Annotated in this window: 14 protein-coding genes; 5 read left to right on the forward strand and 9 right to left on the reverse strand. The window is 48.6% G+C overall.

All coding sequences use genetic code 11. The features are described from left to right. Positions 1-23: 23 nt before the first annotated feature. Genes AC6H3C_RS21565 through AC6H3C_RS21575 form a run of 3 tightly spaced genes read right to left on the reverse strand, consistent with a single transcriptional unit; the run spans position 24 to position 2,050 of the window. Positions 24-704: an AlbA family DNA-binding domain-containing protein gene (locus tag AC6H3C_RS21565; RefSeq protein WP_497517615.1), complete on the reverse strand. Its 681-nt coding sequence runs from the start codon at positions 702-704 to the stop codon at positions 24-26. Positions 705-715: 11 nt separating this feature from the next. Then, positions 716-1,597 (reverse strand): VIT1/CCC1 transporter family protein, encoded by an 882-nt coding sequence (locus AC6H3C_RS21570; protein WP_497517616.1) that lies wholly within the window; start codon positions 1,595-1,597, stop codon positions 716-718. Positions 1,598-1,600: 3 nt separating this feature from the next. Continuing rightward, on the reverse strand, positions 1,601-2,050 hold the full coding sequence (locus AC6H3C_RS21575; protein WP_497517617.1) for a GNAT family N-acetyltransferase: 450 nt from the start codon (positions 2,048-2,050) through the stop codon (positions 1,601-1,603). Between the two features lie 74 nt (positions 2,051-2,124). On the opposite strand from AC6H3C_RS21575, the gene yjjX reads away from it, so the two are divergent. After that, on the forward strand, positions 2,125-2,658 hold the full coding sequence (gene yjjX / locus AC6H3C_RS21580) for an inosine/xanthosine triphosphatase (RefSeq protein ID WP_497517618.1): 534 nt from the start codon (positions 2,125-2,127) through the stop codon (positions 2,656-2,658). Here yjjX and AC6H3C_RS21585 read toward each other — a convergent pair. From AC6H3C_RS21585 to miaB, 3 genes are read right to left on the reverse strand one after another with little or no spacing between them, the layout of a single operon-like run. After that, positions 2,647-2,979: a NifB/NifX family molybdenum-iron cluster-binding protein gene (locus AC6H3C_RS21585; protein WP_497517619.1), complete on the reverse strand. Its 333-nt coding sequence runs from the start codon at positions 2,977-2,979 to the stop codon at positions 2,647-2,649. The genes yjjX and AC6H3C_RS21585 overlap by 12 nt on opposite strands. Positions 2,980-2,989: 10 nt before the next feature. Continuing rightward, a complete protein-coding gene (locus tag AC6H3C_RS21590; protein ID WP_497517620.1) occupies positions 2,990-3,355 on the reverse strand; it encodes a carboxymuconolactone decarboxylase family protein in 366 nt (121 codons plus the stop codon). Positions 3,356-3,361: 6 nt separating this feature from the next. Next, a complete protein-coding gene (gene miaB, locus AC6H3C_RS21595; protein WP_497517621.1) occupies positions 3,362-4,696 on the reverse strand; it encodes a tRNA (N6-isopentenyl adenosine(37)-C2)-methylthiotransferase MiaB in 1,335 nt (444 codons plus the stop codon). 215 nt (positions 4,697-4,911) lie between these two features. Here miaB and AC6H3C_RS21600 point away from each other — a divergent pair, with 215 nt between their 5' ends. From AC6H3C_RS21600 to AC6H3C_RS21615, 4 genes are all read left to right on the forward strand, one after another. Then, positions 4,912-5,379: an SPOR domain-containing protein gene (locus AC6H3C_RS21600; protein WP_497517622.1), complete on the forward strand. Its 468-nt coding sequence runs from the start codon at positions 4,912-4,914 to the stop codon at positions 5,377-5,379. Further along, positions 5,376-7,274 (forward strand): amidophosphoribosyltransferase, encoded by a 1,899-nt coding sequence (locus tag AC6H3C_RS21605; protein WP_497517623.1) that lies wholly within the window; start codon positions 5,376-5,378, stop codon positions 7,272-7,274. The genes AC6H3C_RS21600 and AC6H3C_RS21605 overlap by 4 nt, the downstream gene beginning before the upstream one ends. A gap of 179 nt (positions 7,275-7,453) precedes the next feature. Next, positions 7,454-8,158 (forward strand): protein-L-isoaspartate(D-aspartate) O-methyltransferase, encoded by a 705-nt coding sequence (locus tag AC6H3C_RS21610; RefSeq protein WP_497517624.1) that lies wholly within the window; start codon positions 7,454-7,456, stop codon positions 8,156-8,158. After that, positions 8,155-10,560, forward strand: a complete 2,406-nt coding sequence (locus AC6H3C_RS21615; RefSeq protein WP_497517625.1) for a hypothetical protein — start codon at positions 8,155-8,157, stop codon at positions 10,558-10,560. The genes AC6H3C_RS21610 and AC6H3C_RS21615 overlap by 4 nt, the downstream gene beginning before the upstream one ends. Positions 10,561-10,697: 137 nt before the next feature. Here the strand turns inward: AC6H3C_RS21615 and AC6H3C_RS21620 are convergent, their stop codons facing one another. From AC6H3C_RS21620 to AC6H3C_RS21630, 3 genes are all read right to left on the reverse strand, one after another. Continuing rightward, positions 10,698-12,656, reverse strand: coding sequence for a glycoside hydrolase family 127 protein (locus AC6H3C_RS21620; protein ID WP_497517626.1), 1,959 nt, complete (start codon positions 12,654-12,656; stop codon positions 10,698-10,700). A gap of 101 nt (positions 12,657-12,757) precedes the next feature. Then, positions 12,758-14,920: a glycoside hydrolase family 43 protein gene (locus AC6H3C_RS21625; protein WP_497517627.1), complete on the reverse strand. Its 2,163-nt coding sequence runs from the start codon at positions 14,918-14,920 to the stop codon at positions 12,758-12,760. 55 nt (positions 14,921-14,975) lie between these two features. After that, entirely contained in the window at positions 14,976-17,561 is a 2,586-nt protein-coding gene (locus AC6H3C_RS21630; RefSeq protein ID WP_497517628.1) for an alpha-L-arabinofuranosidase family protein, read from the reverse strand. Between the last annotated feature and the right edge of the window lies 1 nt (position 17,562).

Here is a 17,562-nt window from a genome sequence, read left to right on the forward strand (position 1 = left end):
TTAAGTTTAAATAAGTGTGAAAATCATGAGCGGTTACCCGGATGATTTGACGATTCCCATTCATCTTTATTAAAATCAGCCACCAGTGAATAGTTGATTTTCTGTCCGGTAGCAACAGGCTTTATGATGCCAAGCGCGATAAAATCGGAAATAATTTTTTCAGCTTTCCGGTAAGTAATTCCTGCTTTCCGGGAGAATGCTGATTGACTGATGATGGTATTTTTTTCCAGAAAATCGAGTAAAAATTTTTCGTCGGGCGAATAGTTGATCAGAATCCCTTTCGGGCTTTTTTGTTTTCGCCAGGCTTCAATCATTGCTTTGCTGGCCAGTTTGTTCTCGTCGTTTTTGCGAAAATAGGCCAGCCACCTGCCGTTTTCATCCAGGGCAAAATAGGGTTTGTCCGGATTCTTTTCCACAGAGATTTCCAGAACGACCTTTCCTTCGACCTGGTGTTGACGGGTTGAAAAATTGATTTCGGGTTTGCTGTAAATTTTGGCTGCCGATTCAATCATGTAATATTCTTCGTCCGAACGCACCCCGGCAATGTTGCCGTTGTCTTTCACCCCGATCAGCAAGCGACCCCCGTCGGTATTGGCAAAGGCAACCAGCGATTTGGCAATTTTTTTTGAATCGCTGATACAATATTTAAAATCCTGGGTTTGGTGTTCACCTTCCCGGATCATTTTAAACAAATGCAGGCTCACATCAAAATGTTTTAAACATCAATTCCAAAGAAAATCCGGGCCAGATAACCCAGTCCGAATGAGATTAATCCAACCACGGTGCTTAAACCAACCATCTCCCAGAAGCGTTTGCCAAATGGCTGGTCGTTGGCCACCGAGATGTAGTAACTGTAAATAAAAACCAGGAAAACCGAGTCGAGTACGGCGATTATCAACGCAAAGAACGGCGAACGGAATATCAGGAAGGGAGCAACCAGAAAAACCACCGCGACCAGATAGGCCAGTCCGGTAAAAATGGCTGATTTGACGGCTCCTTCCTGTTTGCCTTCCGATCGGGTTGACAGGTATTCAGACGACGACATGGATAAGGCGCCTGCAATTCCGGCAATGATTCCGGCCAGGGCCACCAGCTTCGTATTTTGCAGGGCAAAGGTTAAGCCCGCCAAGGTTCCCAGAATTTCAACCAGGGCATCATTTAAGCCAAGAACAATGGATCCGATGTATTCCAGTTTGTCTTCTTTAATCAGGGAAATCAACTGGTTTTCATGATCTTTCTCATCGTTACTGATGTCCAGCGCCTCAGGGATTTCTTTCGCCATCTCGTTGTAATTTATTTGCGCTTTTTCTTCTCCCTTTTCCATCAGCTTAATGCCAAACGTGATCCCGAAAATGCGTGAGATCCAGTAATATTTCCGGATATTCCAGCTACTTGGAGACACTTCCCTACCGGTATATTTCATCCAGATTTGGTAATGGCGAAACTCATCGCCGGCAATTTGATCCAAAACCCTGGCGTTGTTTCCGTCTTTTATGCTTTTTGCCAGCTTTTTATAGATGTGGTATTCGGTAATTTCATTGCGCTGGGCAACAATGAGCTGTTTCCTTGTTTCGGGTGATAAGGATTTGCGTTCCATGTTTTAGTTTTTTAGCCACTCATACAACTGGTAGTGCTCGGCTGTCATGCCCAGCTTTTCGTAAACCTGGTGAGCGGTGCTGTTTGTTTTTTCGGCATATAACCGAATTCCTTTCAGATTTTCATCCTGTTCGACAATGGACCGGATGTGCCGGTACATCGCTTTATAGACTCCTGTTCCCCGGTGTTCGGGCAATACATAAACCGATTGCACCCACCATACGGTGCCGTTTCTCCAGTCGCTCCACTCAAAGGTGGTGAGCAGGGATGCGACAACCTGTCCGTCGGTTTCGGCAACGTAATAGCATCCTTTTGACGGGTCGGAAAAAACGGCTTCAACACCGGACTCGAGGGTCGAAGCATCTAACCGGAGTTTCTCGGTTTCCCAGGCCATGGCAAGCTGAAAGCCGGTAATGGCTGTTGCATCGGCCGGGACCGCTTTTCTTACAATCATTTTCTTGTGAATTATTTGACGGTTAAAAATAGTAAAAGTAGTTTTATTGGATCGAAAAGCTAAAACAGTCGTCTATGAAAATTGTTGTTGCCTCGCAAAATCCGGTTAAAGTGAATGCCGTAGTCAGTGCATTTCAGTTGTGTTTTGATGAATGTCCGGAAGTTGAAACCGTTGGTGTTTCCTCCGATGTGACTGATCAGCCGATGAATGACAGCGAAACCTTGTCGGGTGCGAGAAATCGCGTGCGCAACGCGTTACTTTTGCCTGTTTCCGGCGATTTTTATCTGGGTATTGAAGGTGGTATTGAAATGCTTGACGGACGCATGTTTGCTTTTGCCTGGGTGGTTGTTTCCGATGGGAAAAATGAAGCGCAGGCGCGTACATCGGCCTTTGAACTGCCACCCGAAATCAAGGAGCTGATTTTCCAGGGACTGGAATTGGGCGAAGCCGACGACCGGGTGTTCAATAAACAAAACTCCAAGCAGCAGAACGGCGCTGTCGGCTTGCTGACAAACGACCGCGTTACCCGGGAACTACTTTACCGGCAGGCTGTTATTTTGGCGCTGATCCCTTTTCTGAACAGCGAACTGTATCTGTCAAAGGGCTGAGCCACCCTGCCGGCCGACGTTCATTTTTTTCAATACACGCTGCAGACTGATTTTGTCTTCAGTCAGCATAATGATCTGGATTTGATGTTTGTCGAGGCTGGCTTTGGCTTTAGGACCAATTTCGCCGGTAATAATCCGGCTTACACCCTTGGCCTTCAGCAGGTCAACTACCCGCGGGGCAACATCATCGTTTTCTTTTTCAAAAGGATTGGCAATGAACTGAGTTTCCTGCCCGTTGACCAGCAGAAAATAAGGACAGCGGCCAAATCGAAGATCCATGCTGGCTGTCAGTTTTTTATCGGTGGCGCTAATAGCTATCATCTGTTTGTTTTTAATTTTTTCGATTGACTCCTTCTTGTTCATTTAAGGCTTCCCAGTATTCAACCGCGCGTCGTGTGTGAGGAATAACAATTGTGCCCCCAACAAGGTTTGCGATGGCGAAGACTTCGAAAATTTCTTCATCCGTCAGTCCCTGTTCATGGCATTTTTCAAGATGATACTTAATGCAATCGTCGCAGCGAAGAACCATGGACGATACCAGGCCAAGCATTTCCTTTGTTTTGACCGAAAGCGCTCCTTCCTGGTATGCCAGCGTATCCACACTGTAAATGCGTTTCATCACTTTGTTGTCCGAGCCCAGAATCTTTTCATTCATCCGCGACCGGTATTCCCTGAAATCGTCAATTAGTTTGCTCATGCTTGTTTATTTGGTTACCACCTGTCCAATCAAGGTGGTTTGGGTGCATTTTTCTATTTTAACATGAACGTAATCGCCCTTCCTAAAGTTTAGATTTGGGAATACAATTACTTTATTTTGCGAGCTGCGCCCGAAAAACTCATCTTTGTTCTTTTTGGAAGGACCTTCAACCAAAACTTCGAATGTTTTGCCAATATCTGCCCGGTTGCTTTCGAGCGACAAGCGGTTTTGAAGTTCGATAATTTCATTTAACCGACGGACTTTAAGCTGCTCCGGCACATCATCATCCAGGTGTTTGTGGGCGTAAGTTCCCGGTCGTTCAGAATATTTAAACATGAACGACATATCGAATTTTGCCCATTCCATCAGGGATAAGGTTTCCTGATGCTCTTCTTCCGTTTCGGAGCAAAAACCGGTAAAAACATCGGTTGAAATGCCACAGTCCGGAATCAGTTCACGAATAGCGCGGATGCGGTCCGTGTACCATTCCCGGTCATATTTCCGGTTCATTAGTTTCAGGATGCGGGAGCTACCCGACTGCAGCGGCAGGTGAATGTGCCGGCAAATATTCGGATGCGCGGCGATCATTTTCAATACCTTGTCCGACATGTCTTTGGGATGCGAGGTCGTAAAGCGGAAACGCACATCAGGGGCTTCGCCGGCAACCAATTCGAGCAGATGCCAGAATTTTACGGGTTTACGTTCTCCTTCAGGCAGCCATTTATACGAGTTCACGTTTTGCCCAAGCAGGGTCACTTCTTTGTATCCTTTTTGCTGCAAGTCGCGAACCTCGTTGAGGATATCCTTCGGGTCGCGGCTGCGTTCGCGCCCCCGGGTATACGGAACAATGCAGTAGGTGCAAAAATTGTTACATCCGCGGGTAATGCTGACGAATCCGGAGATTGATTTTTCCCCGATCCGAACCGGAGTGATTTTATCGTAGGTTTCAATTTCGGAAAGCTCAACATTTATGGCATGTTCTTTACCCAGGGCTTTGTCCATCAGGTAGGGCAAGTCGCGGTAAGCATCGGGGCCGGCTACCAGGTCAACGGCTTCGTGTTCGAGAAATTTGTCGCCCACCCGTTCGGCCATACATCCCAGGATGCCAACGACCAGCTGTTTATTTCGTTTTTTCGATCCTTTCAGGTGGTCGAGCCGGCCCCATATTCGCTGTTCGGCGTTGTCGCGCACCGAACAGGTGTTAATAAAGACGGCGTCGGCCTCTTCGGCCGACGGACAAAGCTCGTATTGCCGGTCCTGAAGAATGGCTGCTACCACTTCGCTGTCTGCAACATTCATCTGGCAGCCGTATGTTTCAATAAACAGTTTCTTTTTATTCATCGGGTATTCAAAATAAAGCCTGCAAATTTATTGATTTTGAAGCGATTTGGAAATTTATCATCCATACAAATTTCTTTTCGGGTATAACCGTCTGATGAGTTCGCAGTTACAAAAAGGCCAATGTGAATTTTTTATTTTTTATGGGATCCCTGGATGGTTGAATTCTTGTATTAAATCAAATCGCATTATATTTGCACTTTTAAAGGACACTGCATATGAAGTTTTCAATCGTTGGGATTATCCTTCTCCTTTTACAGTTGAGCATTTCTGCTCAGGAGAGATCCTACAAACCTTCTGAAAAATCTTCCAGACAACACCGGCTTAGTAACCAAATGGATATCCGTCAGGATTCACGGGTAGATTCCCTCTTGCAAACTCATGTTGAAATGAATAAACGACGGGAAGGGATTGACGGGTTCCGGCTTGAAATCTTTTTCGGTTCAGGCACCGGGGCACGCGAGGATGCCTTGAAGGTAAAAACGGAATTCTTAAAGAAACATCCGGAAGAGACCATTTATGTGACTTTTCAAAGTCCGAACTTTAAAGTGCGGGTTGGCGACTGCCGGACAAAAAGTGAAGCGCTGAAGTTGAAAGAGAAAATTAAAAAAGCCTATCCCAACGCCTTCATTGTTCCGGACATCATCCAGTTTCCAAAATTATATACAGATACAAAACAGCAATGAGTGAATTGATAAAACACGAGTGTGGGATTGCGCTGATTCGGTTAAGAAAGCCTTTAAGCTACTACCAGGAGAAATACGGAACATGGCAATACGGATTAAATAAACTCTACCTTTTGATGGAAAAACAACACAACCGCGGACAGGACGGTGCCGGTGTTGTTAGTGTGAAGTTAAATTTGAAACCAGGTCAGGAGTATATTAACCGTTACCGGTCGATTGAGCAGAACCCGATTAAAGATGTGTTTGACAAAGTTGGGAAAAGTGTTAAAAAAGCGCTGAAATCAGGAAAGAACATCAACGATCTCAAATGGGTTTACGAAAATTTGCCTTATGCCGGCGAACTGTATCTGGGGCACCTGCGCTACGGAACATTCGGAAACAACAGCATTGAATTTGTGCATCCGGTGATGCGTCAGAATAACTGGAAATCGCGGACATTGGTTTTGGCCGGAAACTTCAACCTGACGAATACCGACGAGTTGTTTCAAAAACTAATTGACCTGGGGCAGCATCCGAAAAACTATACCGATACGGTGACTGTACTCGAAAAAGTCGGTCATTTTCTGGATGAAGAGAACCAATACCGCTTCCGCCAATACAAAAATGAAGGTTATACAAACCTCGAAATCTCCCCTTTGATCGAGAATACGCTGGATATACAAAGTATCCTGGAGAACGCCAGTAAAGACTGGGACGGAGGTTATGCCATTGCCGGGTTAATTGGTCACGGCGATGCTTTTGTGGCGCGCGATCCCTGGGGAATACGCCCCGCCCACTATTACGTGGATGATGAAATTGTGGTGGTGGCCTCCGAGCGGCCTGTTATTCAGACTGTGATGAATGTCAAAGGCGACCAGGTAAAACAAATTAACCCGGGAGAGGCTCTGATTGTAAAAAAAGACGGCCATGTTTCCACGCAAATGATACGTGTTCCGCATAAGCGGAAATCCTGTTCGTTTGAACGGATTTATTTTTCGCGCGGAAGCGATAAAGATATTTACCAGGAACGCAAAGAGCTGGGCCGATTGCTGGCCCCTACCATCCTGAAGGCGATCAACTATGATATGAAGAATACCGTTTTTTCATACATACCCAATACCTCCGAAACCGCTTTCTACGGAATGATGGGCGGAGTCAGGGAACATTTGCTGGCCTGGAAAAAAGAACAGATCCGCGCTAAAAACGGCGGTATGCCCGAAGCCGAACTGGAAGAAATTATTTCGCTGGAACCCCGTGTCGAGAAAATTGCCGTTAAAGACGTGAAGCTGCGTACCTTTATTGCCGATGATGCCAGCCGCGACGACCTGGTAGCCCACGTGTACGATGTGACTTACGGGCTGATCAAAGAAAACGAGGATACCCTGGTGATCATCGATGATTCGATTGTACGGGGAACAACCCTGAAGAAAAGTATCCTGAAAATTCTGGACCGCTTGAACCCGAAACGGATTATTGTTGTTTCATCGGCTCCGCAAATCCGTTATCCGGATTGTTACGGCATCGACATGGCCGTGTTGGGTAAATTTATTGCCTTCAATGCTGCCATTGAGTTGCTGAAAGATCACGGCAAAGAACAGTTAATCGAAGAGGTATATCATAAATGTAAGGCGCAGCAGAATCTTCCGAAAGAAGAAATTGTGAATTACGTGAAAGAGATCTACCGGCAGTTTAGCCCGGAACAAATCTCGGCTAAAATTGCCGAATTGCTGAAACCGGATGGCTGTCATGCCGAGGTCGACATTGTTTACCAAAGTGTTGAGAACCTGCACCTGGCTTGTCCGAACGATACCGGCGACTGGTATTTCACCGGCGATTATCCGACTCCGGGTGGAAATAAAGTCGTGAATACTTCCTTTATTAATTATGTCGAAGGTTTTGAAGGAAGGGCTTATTGAAAGTTACATAACCCCAATCATAAGAAAAGCAGGCCGATGACGCCTGCTTTTTTTTCGACCTTATTCCCGAAACCCGGAACGTCCTGTTCAAACGTCTGTTTGTCATCCCGATTCTCTTCATTATTCCTAACCCGGCAGGCTTCCTGCCCGTACATAGTTCTGAATGAAACTTTTAACGGATGAACCGATTTGTATTCAATAACTTATTAGCAGGCTTCATGGTCCTGGCGATAAGCGTTTCCGGACAAACTGATCCATATAAACAAAGCAGGCAGAACATGACAGACGAACAAATTGAAGGCAGAGGGATTCGCGACAAGGCTGTTTTGGCGGCGATGCGCACCGTACCGAGGCACCTGTTCGTTCCCGAAACGTACCAGGAGGTCGCCTATAACGACGGGCCGCTTCCGATTGGTTACGGACAAACGATTTCGCAACCCTATATCGTCGCTTATATGACGGAGCAAATCAGTCCAAAACCCGGCTTCAAGGTCTTGGAAATTGGCACCGGTTCGGGCTACCAGGCCGCTGTTCTGGCCGAAATCGTCGGGCAGGTATACACGGTTGAAATCGTTGAGGAACTGGGAAAAACAGCTGCCGAACGGTTGAAGAAACTTCACTACGACCGGGTACATGTAAAAATCGGCGATGGTTATTTTGGATGGGAAGAAGAAGCTCCCTTTGATGCCATTGTTGTGACAGCTGCCGCTGATTTTGTGCCGCCTCCCCTGATTAATCAGCTCAAGCCCGGGGGCCGGATGATCATCCCTGTAGGGTCGCCTTTCCAGGTACAGATGCTCAAACTGGTTGAGAAAAAAGAAGACCGGGTGACCACACAAAATTTGTTGCCGGTTCGCTTTGTGCCCTTTACCCGGAAAGAATGAGCCAGGGCGCCGATTTGCATATCAACCGAGTTTGTTTTGGCATCGCTCTGGTTTCAGCTGCCGTAATTGGCTTCCAAATCTCGCTGATGCAGGTGTTTTCAATCACCCAATGGTCTCACTTTACCCACTTGATGATTTCGCTGGCGCTGTTGGGATTTGGCGCTTCCGGTACCTTTTTGTTTCTGTTCCGGCAAAAATTGCTGGACCATTTTGAGACCCTGTTTCCGGTCTTTCTCTTTTTGTCGGCCATAAGCATGGCTACAGTAACATTCCTGACACATACCGAACCGCTTCGTTTTGATACCTACCTGCTTTTTAATACGTCCCGTCACTGGGGAAGACTGGGGATTAGCTGTCTGTTGTTGCTGTTGCCCTTCTTCTTTGGCGCGCTGGCGATCGCGATGAGCTTTTTGAAGTACCCAAACCGGATCGGAAAAACTTATTTTTTCAACCTGTCGGGCTCGGCGGTTGGCGGGGTATTGGTGCTGGGGCTGATGTGGATGCTCGTTCCGGCCGGTTTACCGCCCATCCTGGCCTTACTCCCCTTTGCGGGTGCGCTGCTGAATTGGAAGCGGACTACGGTTGTCCGGTGGATGACCTGGCTGGCAGTTCCGGTGTTGATCCTGATGAATGTTGTTTCGCCTGTCATGGAACGATCGGAATATAAAAGCATCCGGAAAACCTTGTTGTTGCCCGAAGCCAGGATTGAGCAGCAGAAAAGCAGTCCGTACGGTTTGGTCGAAGTGGTTAGTTCCCCTGCTTTACGCTACGCTCCGGGCTTAAGCCTGAATTATCAGCAAAACCTACCTCCCCGAAAAGCCGTGTTTAATAATGGCGACTGGCTGGGAGCGCTGATCCCGAAACCGGCAGAAGGCGACGAAACGATATTGGATCATACCACGATGGTTCTCCCGTATATCATTCAAAAACCAGCCCGGGTATTGGTGCTTCGGTCGGGTACCGGAGAGCAGATTGCCCTGGCGCGTTCGCAGGGGGTAACACAGCTGGATGTGGTTGAGCCAAACCGGATGATCAACCGTTTGCTAAAACACGAACTGGCCCTTGAAACCGACTCGTTGCTGTATGGCGAAGGAATTCGCCTGTTCGAGGTAGAAGCCAGAACATTTTTGCAGTCGACGGATACCCGGTACGATTTAATCCAATTGCCCGAAATCGGATCATTTTTCGGTTCATCCGGTCTGGGGGCGGTTCATCCGGAATTTGACCTGACCGAAGAAGCTTTTCGTGAAATGTGGAACCGGCTGAATCCGGGGGGGATGATCAGTGTTACCTGTTGGATGGATTACCCGGTGCGTAATCCGTTGAAAATTCTGGCGACCCTGTCCGGTTTGCTGAATGACGAACTGATGGTTGACCCGCAAAATCACCTCGTGGTGATCAGGAGTTGGGCTGCATTGACCTTTGTCGTGAAGAAGACGGCTTTTTCGACGGCTGCCTTCGCCCGTATCCGGGAGTTTTGCAGACAAATGTATTTTGATCCCTTACATTTGCCCGACGGATCCGGGTTTGTACCTGATGATTACAACAAGCTGGATGATCCCTGGTTTTTCGAATCGGTAGGGCAAATCCTGTCGGCAGGCCGGGGAGACTTTCTGGAACAATATCCTTTCCGGATTAAACCGGCCACCGATAACCGGCCTTATTTTTCGCAATACATTAGGCTAAAGTCGGCAGGCAAGCTGGCTGCCTTGTTGGGTAACCAGTCGGTTCCTTTCCTCGAATTGGGTTACGTGGTTGTATTTCTGACATTTATATTGTTATTGGCTGTATCTTTTTTGCTGATTATCCTGCCGCTGTTTTTTTCGGCCGGGAAAATGAGCCGAAAAAGATGGACCCTTTTTTATTTTGGCAGCATCGGCTTGGGGTACATGTTTTTGGAGATAATTTTTATTCAGCAGTTTACGCTGTACCTGGGTCATCCGGTTTACGCGGCAACGGCCGCGATCAGTATCCTGCTTCTCTTCTCCGGCATCGGGAGCTTCCTTTCATCCCGGCTCAAGCCATCGGGCAAAAAATTATTTTTTTTATGTGTTGTTGTGACAGGTATTTTGTTGCTTTACGCGTTTTTGCTGCCTGCATTTCTTCGAGAGACAATCGGCTGTCCGGTTGAGTTTAAAATACTGATTATGCTCGTTGTTGCCGGTATTCCTGGTTTTGCAATGGGTTTCCCGTTTCCCGCCGGGCTGACTCAATTAAGCAATCAACATCCCAACGAAGCACCCTGGGCGTGGGCAATCAATGGTTGTGCTTCGGTGATCAGTACCAGTCTGGCTGTGATTATTTCGGTCGAAACAGGCTTTTTTTGGGTGTGGATCTTAGCGGCCGGTGCATACGGACTGGCTGCCTGCATTAATTTGAAGGGAATAACGCTGGCCCGGTAAAGCCGTTCGAACCGGTTGCAAAAGATCCAAACCAAAGAAGGAAGGGAAAAGAAGCACGAAGCCGGCTGAACAGGCGAAAGATACCAAGATCCCGAAAAAAGCTGCTTCCATCTTCCGCCGGAAATAGATTGCTTTGTTTATTTCTCAGGCAGCCAGACTTTCATTTTATTGGCTCCGCGGTTGTTCCAGGCATAGTAAGGGATAGCCATAAACTGTTTGACGCCTTGTTCGTTTTGTGCGGTAACCGTTGAAACGCCGTTCAGCAGTTCCGGGACGAAAGTCGCGGTGAATTGGGTATTCGCTGAAATATTCAGGGCCTCAATTTCCGGATTATCAACTTCTTCGATACAAAAAACAACCGGGCCGCGTTCAAGGGCCAGTTTGCCGCGATCTTCGTCAACCAGTTCGTGGGCTTTCACTTTTTTCACGTCCATCGGCAGCGAATATTCAATTAAATCGCCAGCTTTCCAGAGCCTTTCGATGATGGCATAACCCTTTTCATTTTTTACTTCGATGGGTTCACCGTTTACCCGGATCATGGGAGTTTGCTCTCCCGCATTCGTGTAGGAATATAAATTGCCCGGCACCGGCTGGTTCACTGCCCATCCGGGAATACGCAGGTACACCGGGAAACGGGTTTCTTTTTGGGGCGAAACCGTCAGTTTGATTTCGCCTTCCCATGGGTAATTGGTTTCCTGGCCGACGGCAACGCTTGTTCCCTTTATCTCCATTTCGGTTGCACTTTGGATAAACAGGTTCACATAGATCCGGTCGTTGGTTTGGGCGTAAATGTATCCGGGCACAGATGGCATGAAGCGGCACAGGTTGGTCGGGCAGCACGAGCAATCGAACCAGGGCTCGCGGGTGAGGCTGCCGCCGCTGTTAAAATGGTAGTGCCTGTCGCATTCGAGCGGATTGGGGTAGAAAAAGTTTTTCCCGTCGAGCGCAACGCCCGAGATCACCCCGTTGTAAAGGCTGCGTTCGAGTATGTCGATGTATTTCGAGTCGCCATGCAGCAAAAACAGGCGGTAGTTCCAATACACGTTGGCAATGGCCGCACAGGTTTCGTTGTAGGCGGTCAGGTTGGGCAGTTCGTAGTTTTCGCCGAAGGCTTCGCCCTGGTGGCGCGAACCGATGCCACCCGTGAGATACAGCTTTTTATACACCACGTTCTCCCAGATTTTATTAGCCGCGTTCCGGTAGGCTTCATCATCGTATAAAGCGGCAATGTCGGTCATTCCGGCATACATGTAAGCGGCACGCACGGCATGGCCTACGGCTTCGTCCTGCAAAACCACGGGCTGATGGTCCTGATTGTAGGGGCCCCAGGTTTCGCGCAATTCCGGTTTTCCGCGTTGATCGAGAAAATGACGGGCCAATGCCAGATAATCTGCTTTTCCTGTGATCAGGTAGAGTTTGATCAGGCCGGTTTCGACGATCTGGTGCCCGGGAACCTGCGGATTTTTGTCAGGGCCAAAAACGTCAACCAGCAAATCAGCGTTTTTGGTGGCAATATCCAGAAAATTCGTTTTGCCGGTAGCCCGGTAATGCGCGGCGGCGGCTTCGAACAAGTGGCCGGAATTGTACAACTCGTGGCTCCATGCCAGTCCTTCCCATCGTTCGCCCGGCGGGCACCATGCTGCAGGCGAAACCGTGGGGTCGATGGTTTTCCAGGTGGTGAGGTAACCATCATCTTCCTGCCCGACGGCAATCAGGCTGATGACCGAATCGAGGTAGGCATCCAGCTTTGGATCGGGCGTTGTCGTCAATGAATACGAAGCGCCCTCGATGATTTTATACACATCGGTGTCATCAAAAGGCATTTCCCCTTTGGTCTGGCCTTCCATCAGCCCGCCCGCAATCAGAAAATTGTCCATCCGACCCATTTCCTCGCATTTGGCAAAAGATGCCGGAATGGTGACGGTGCGGTTGGTTTCTATTTTAGGCGACCAAAAATGATCGTCCAGGTGCACCTTGTTAAATGGCACACCCGTGATCGGGTAATCGGGCTGGATGGTTTTTGTTTCCTGCCCCCTGGGAGCACAGCCCGCAAAAATGATCAGGAGAAGAATTGATAAAAGGGTGTATGTTTTCATAAGATTAAGAATTTAGGTGGTGGATTGGTTATTTGGTCATTGGTCATTGGTCATTGGTCATTGGTCACTGGTACTGGTTACTGGTTACTGGCGAAGACAGGTCACTCAATCCCCGCGATTCCCTTCAGGGTCGGTTTTACTTCAATGATGTTTCCTTCGCTGTCAAACTCCAGCTTGTCAATACACACTTCGCGGTGAAAGCCCCCTGAACCTCGCGGCATGTCCACTCCTTTTGGGCGGGTAAACCGGTGATACACCACATACCAGTCGTCTTTTCCCGGAACCTGAATGGCCGAGTTGTGACCGGTAGCAAAGATGTTGGTTTCCGGATCTCCCTGAATGACGATGTTGTTTTCGGGGATCGTCAGTGTGCCCAGCGGCGCGTCGGAAGTAGCATAGCGCACTTTATAGTTGGGGCTGCGGGTATCGTCTTCCGACCACATAAAATAGTAGGTTCCGCTGCGATAAATCACATAGGTGCCTTCGCGGTAGGTTCCGTCAATGTTGAATTGTTTCAGCGTTTTCGGGTTCAACGAGATCATGTCGTCGTTCAGTTCAGCGCCGGCCATGTAGCCGTTGCCCCAGTAGAGGTAACTTTTTCCGCTTTCAGGATCGGTAAACACATCGGGGTCAATCTCCTGTCCGCGGTTTACGCCCAGAGTTTTGAAATCGATCAATGCTTTGCCGCTGTCGGTAAATGGCCCGGTGGGATTGTCGGCCACAGCCACACCGATTTTTTGTGCTGCCGTGAAATAATAGAAATACCTGTATTCTCCGTTTATTTTCTTTTCGACAATGCAGGGCGCCCAGGCGTTGCGATCGGCCCAGCTCACATCCTTTTTCAGGTCGAGGATCACCCCTTCATCGATCCAGTCAAGCAAATTATCCGAAGAAAAAACCTTGAAGGAAGTTCCGCTCCAGTTCATAAAACCGTCGCTGGTTGGGTAGATGTAATATTTGCCGGTTTTTTCGGCATACAAAATATCCGGGTCGGCGTAAAAGCCTTCGAGCACCGGGTTGTGGTCTTCCGACGCAGAAACCTGGTAAACCACTTCGCCTTTACCTTCGATGTTGAAAGTGTAAGCAACCGGCCCGTTGGTGAAGTCCTGCGCTCCTTTGGGCTGAAAATCAATGCCCGGCCAAACGCTGAACGTTGGGTCAAGCTGTTTCAAATCGGCCCCTCTTTTTACCGGAAGATAGATGGTTTTATCGTCGTCGTTGATCACCACATTTTGCTGTTTCACTTCAGACGATTTGACTTCCAGCAGATCATCAAGCTGTCCCCACTGAGCAATTAGTCGCTTCAACTCCCCACCGGTAATTGGCATCACGGTTCCGTGGCGCGGGTGAAAGTTCATCGAAACCGCTTCGTCAATCACCGCAAAGTTTTTCAGATCAGTACTTTTGGTAAACTGGTAGCGCCCGCTGGTGTACACATCATACATCAAAATGTATTCGTCCGAACCGATCAGCTTAAAGATTCCGCTGCCCTCAACCGGGCGGGTTTCGCAATCCACACGTTTATCGCTCACCAGTTCATAACCTTCCGTCAGCTTGTCCGAAAGAGCCAGTTTAATGCCCGGTTCTCCATCTTCCGATTTCATAAACAGGTGGTAGGTTCCATCCTTTAAAATGATGTCGCCATCGATCGCTGCGTTGTTCTTCGGGCTAAAAAATAGTTGTTTGGGCGCGGCTTCCAGGCCTGTGAAATCTTCGTTGGCAAAGGCATAATAAATGATGTCCGGATCGTCGCCCTGCTTCATCGAAAAGTAAATCAGGTACTTTCCGGTTATTTCATCATAAAAAGTTTGCGGCGCCCATACCCGCCAAACACCGCCAAACTCTTCAGGAAAGGTTTCCGGAATATTCACTTTCGACGATTCCCAGTTGATCAGGTCTTTTGATTTCAGCAACACCATGACGTAGTTTTTCCATCCCATATCGGGCACGTACAAATCGGTTACCACCATGTAGAACCAGCCGCCGGCACCACGCAAAATATGCGGGTCGCGCACGCCGCCCGAGGTGCTTATTTCCTTCGAATCCAGAATGGGCTCGTTGTTGTTCAGGGCGCGATAGTTGTAGCCGTCGAGGCTGACAGCAAAGTGGATAGCCTCCTCGCCCGGGCCATTGCCGGTAAAATAGGTAAAGAGGTAAGCGGAAAGTTCGTCGTCCGGTTGAGATGGTTTGCATGAGCCAAACAGGGCAAGTACAGCAAACAGCAAGCTGGCCATACGAATGGAGTGTTGTATTTTCTTTGTCATCGTATTGAGTATTAAAGTAGTCGTATTTGATCTTCTGAATTTGCTTTTGCTCAGATTACTTCGATTTCATCCGGATTACTGAAAAGGAATAGGCCGGCAGGCTGTACCCAAATTCTGAAGAAACAGAAACCGTGCTGGTTTCTGGCTGGGCGTTTTCATCTGTCGGGTCTCCTTGAAGCACGTTCAAAACCGCCTCGCCTTCTGCTATCGGAAGGTCCGCCAGCTTGATTTTGGCATCTACCGCAACCGGTAACAGGTTGGTCAGTTTCAAGATGTAATCGCCTGTTTTACTGTCGCGAACCAGGGACGAAGCGATGCGCTTTTTCACGTCTTTCTTGTTGTCTGAAAGATTGATCTTCGAAGCGATGTACTCGTCGCCTGCGTTCTGTCCGAACAGTACCTGCACATAGTAATCTGTTGTGGGAAACACTTCGGTATTGTTGAAATAAATCAGGTCGGGGTTCCATTGCGTATGCCCTTGTTTGGCCAGCAAGGGCGCGTATGAAGTCATGCTCACCACATCGGCATTGCGTTCCACATTGATCAGGTGCAGGGCATCGCACAAGGCAGTTTCCATGTTCAGCCGGCGCCCCGGAATGTGCGTGGCATATTCGCCCAAATAGACTTTGGATTTCGAGCGGTCGTAACGGTCGTAGTAGTCCTGGTTATTCAGGTACCAGCCCGGCGGTTGGTAGTAATGCTCGTCCACCACCGGCAGGTTCAGCTCCGTGGCAAAATCCCAGCCCACGCGGTAGTCTGTCCCTTCGGAGAACGGCCCGACTGTGCCAATCACGGTAATCTCCGGATGCTTTTCTTTGATGGCCTTATAGATCATTTCGAAACGTTCCTTGAATAGGTCGGTAATCAAATCTTCATTACCAATGCCAATATATTTTAGTTTGAAGGGTTCGGGATGTCCGGCCTGCGCGCGCACTTTTCCCCATTTCGAATTTTTATCGCCGTTTGCCCATTCAATCAGGTCCAGAATATCCTGCACATAATCATCCATGTCGCATAGCGGGATGCCGCCTTGCTGCCCATGTCCTCCGTCAGATGAATTTTGGCAAGGCACGCCGGCAGCAATCACCGGAAGCGGTTTGGCTCCAATGTCTTCGCAAAACTGAAAGTACTCAAAATAGCCCAGCCCCATCGACTGGTGATAGTTCCAAATGTTGCGGTCGGGTGTGCGTGTTTCGGGTGGGCCTACCGTGTTTTTCCAGCGATAGATGTTGCGCAAACCGTCGCCGTGGGCCACGCAGCCTCCGGGAAAGCGCACAAAACGCGGATGCAGGTCGGCAATCGCTTCGGCCAGATCAGCCCGCAAGCCATTTTTGCGGCCTTTAAAGGTTTTCTGCGGAAAGAGCGACACCAGATCGAGCGCCACTTTGCCTGTAAACTGCGGGATCACCTGTAAATTGGCATCATCAATCGTCTCTTTGGCGGTGAGCGTCAACTCCAGTTTTTTCCAGTCGGCGCCAACTGATTTCGTGCTTCCTTCGGCATATACCTTTCCGCTGTCGTCCACCAACCGAATGAGCAGTTTGCCTTTGGCTCCATCCAGCCCGCGGGCAAACACCGAGAAATTATATTGCTCGCCGGCTTTTAACGGGATACCATCAAAACCTTCATTCTGCAATGCTTCACCCGCTTTTGATATGCTCAACACGGCATAGTGCTTTTGGTTGGGGTGAACAGGCAAGAGAGTATCAACAGCAAACCCAGTTTCGGAGCCGGTAAAGCTCCAGGCTTTTTTGCTGTCCCAGCTTTGATCGCGGAATTTGGTGTCGGCCGGGTGGTACTCGAAGCCCCGGTTTTGCACCAGCTCGGCATATAAACCTCCGTCGGCAGCATAGTTAATATCTTCAAAGAAAATACCGATGAGCATATCGCTGATGGCTTTGCTGTTTTCCGGATCTGCGGTAATTTCAGCGGTCAGCGGTTCCAAATCCGCAAAACGAGTCGCATCATCGGTGAGCCGTTCGCCCCGTTGAATCTCTTTATATTGGTTCAATTCATAAAACTTGATCAAGCCGTCAGTCAGCTGCCATGAAACTTTAGAGACCGTTCCCAACTGCTTTTCGCCATCCATCAAAACTTCTTGGCGAATATTCAGACGGTCTTCCGGCGTTCCTTCGACGGTTGGTGTGTAAGTCTTGAAAACGTTGGTTGTGGTTTTATAGATTTGCTGTGCATCGCCGCTCAGCCAGGTTATTTTATAATTGTTGGTTTCGGGTTGAAACAAAACTTCCGGCAGCTGCACATTGCCGTTGTCCATCACATAAGGATAATCCTGCGAATCCCAGGTAAACAAGTCGTTGCTTTGCGCATGGGCAAACTGCCCCACCGCTTCGTTCAAACTCCAGACAGCGTTCCAGCTTCCGGCCTTATCCTGAAACAAAAACGGTGTCAGCATACGTTTCTGCGAACCCCAGGTTCCAAAATCGGAAAACAGGAAACGAAATTCCGGCCCAATGCCGTGCCAGTTTTCCCGGTCAACACTCCAGGCATAGTGGAGCCCGTTGCCGCCCCGGTTTTTGGTTGTTGCGTACGAAAACACCCAGGCCGAATCGGGTTCGTTGGCAAAGCATGGTTGCAGTAGGGTCGCTATAGTCAGAATTAGTAGTAAATAGAATTTTCTCATC

Source organism: Gaoshiqia sp. US2 (genome assembly GCF_059705485.1).

What these genes read in the sequence shown, in the direction of transcription:
- AC6H3C_RS21570 (WP_497517616.1), bottom strand. Translation starts at nt 1,597, where the DNA reads ATGGAACGCAAATCCTTATCACCCGAAACAAGGAAACAGCTCATTGTT.
- AC6H3C_RS21575 (WP_497517617.1), bottom strand. Translation starts at nt 2,050, where the DNA reads ATGATTGTAAGAAAAGCGGTCCCGGCCGATGCAACAGCCATTACCGGC.
- yjjX (WP_497517618.1), top strand. Translation starts at nt 2,125, where the DNA reads ATGAAAATTGTTGTTGCCTCGCAAAATCCGGTTAAAGTGAATGCCGTA.
- AC6H3C_RS21585 (WP_497517619.1), bottom strand. Translation starts at nt 2,979, where the DNA reads ATGATAGCTATTAGCGCCACCGATAAAAAACTGACAGCCAGCATGGAT.
- AC6H3C_RS21590 (WP_497517620.1), bottom strand. Translation starts at nt 3,355, where the DNA reads ATGAGCAAACTAATTGACGATTTCAGGGAATACCGGTCGCGGATGAAT.
- miaB (WP_497517621.1), bottom strand. Translation starts at nt 4,696, where the DNA reads ATGAATAAAAAGAAACTGTTTATTGAAACATACGGCTGCCAGATGAAT.
- AC6H3C_RS21600 (WP_497517622.1), top strand. Translation starts at nt 4,912, where the DNA reads ATGAAGTTTTCAATCGTTGGGATTATCCTTCTCCTTTTACAGTTGAGC.
- AC6H3C_RS21605 (WP_497517623.1), top strand. Translation starts at nt 5,376, where the DNA reads ATGAGTGAATTGATAAAACACGAGTGTGGGATTGCGCTGATTCGGTTA.
- AC6H3C_RS21610 (WP_497517624.1), top strand. Translation starts at nt 7,454, where the DNA reads ATGAACCGATTTGTATTCAATAACTTATTAGCAGGCTTCATGGTCCTG.
- AC6H3C_RS21615 (WP_497517625.1), top strand. Translation starts at nt 8,155, where the DNA reads ATGAGCCAGGGCGCCGATTTGCATATCAACCGAGTTTGTTTTGGCATC.
- AC6H3C_RS21620 (WP_497517626.1), bottom strand. Translation starts at nt 12,656, where the DNA reads ATGAAAACATACACCCTTTTATCAATTCTTCTCCTGATCATTTTTGCG.
- AC6H3C_RS21625 (WP_497517627.1), bottom strand. Translation starts at nt 14,920, where the DNA reads ATGACAAAGAAAATACAACACTCCATTCGTATGGCCAGCTTGCTGTTT.
- AC6H3C_RS21630 (WP_497517628.1), bottom strand. Translation starts at nt 17,561, where the DNA reads ATGAGAAAATTCTATTTACTACTAATTCTGACTATAGCGACCCTACTG.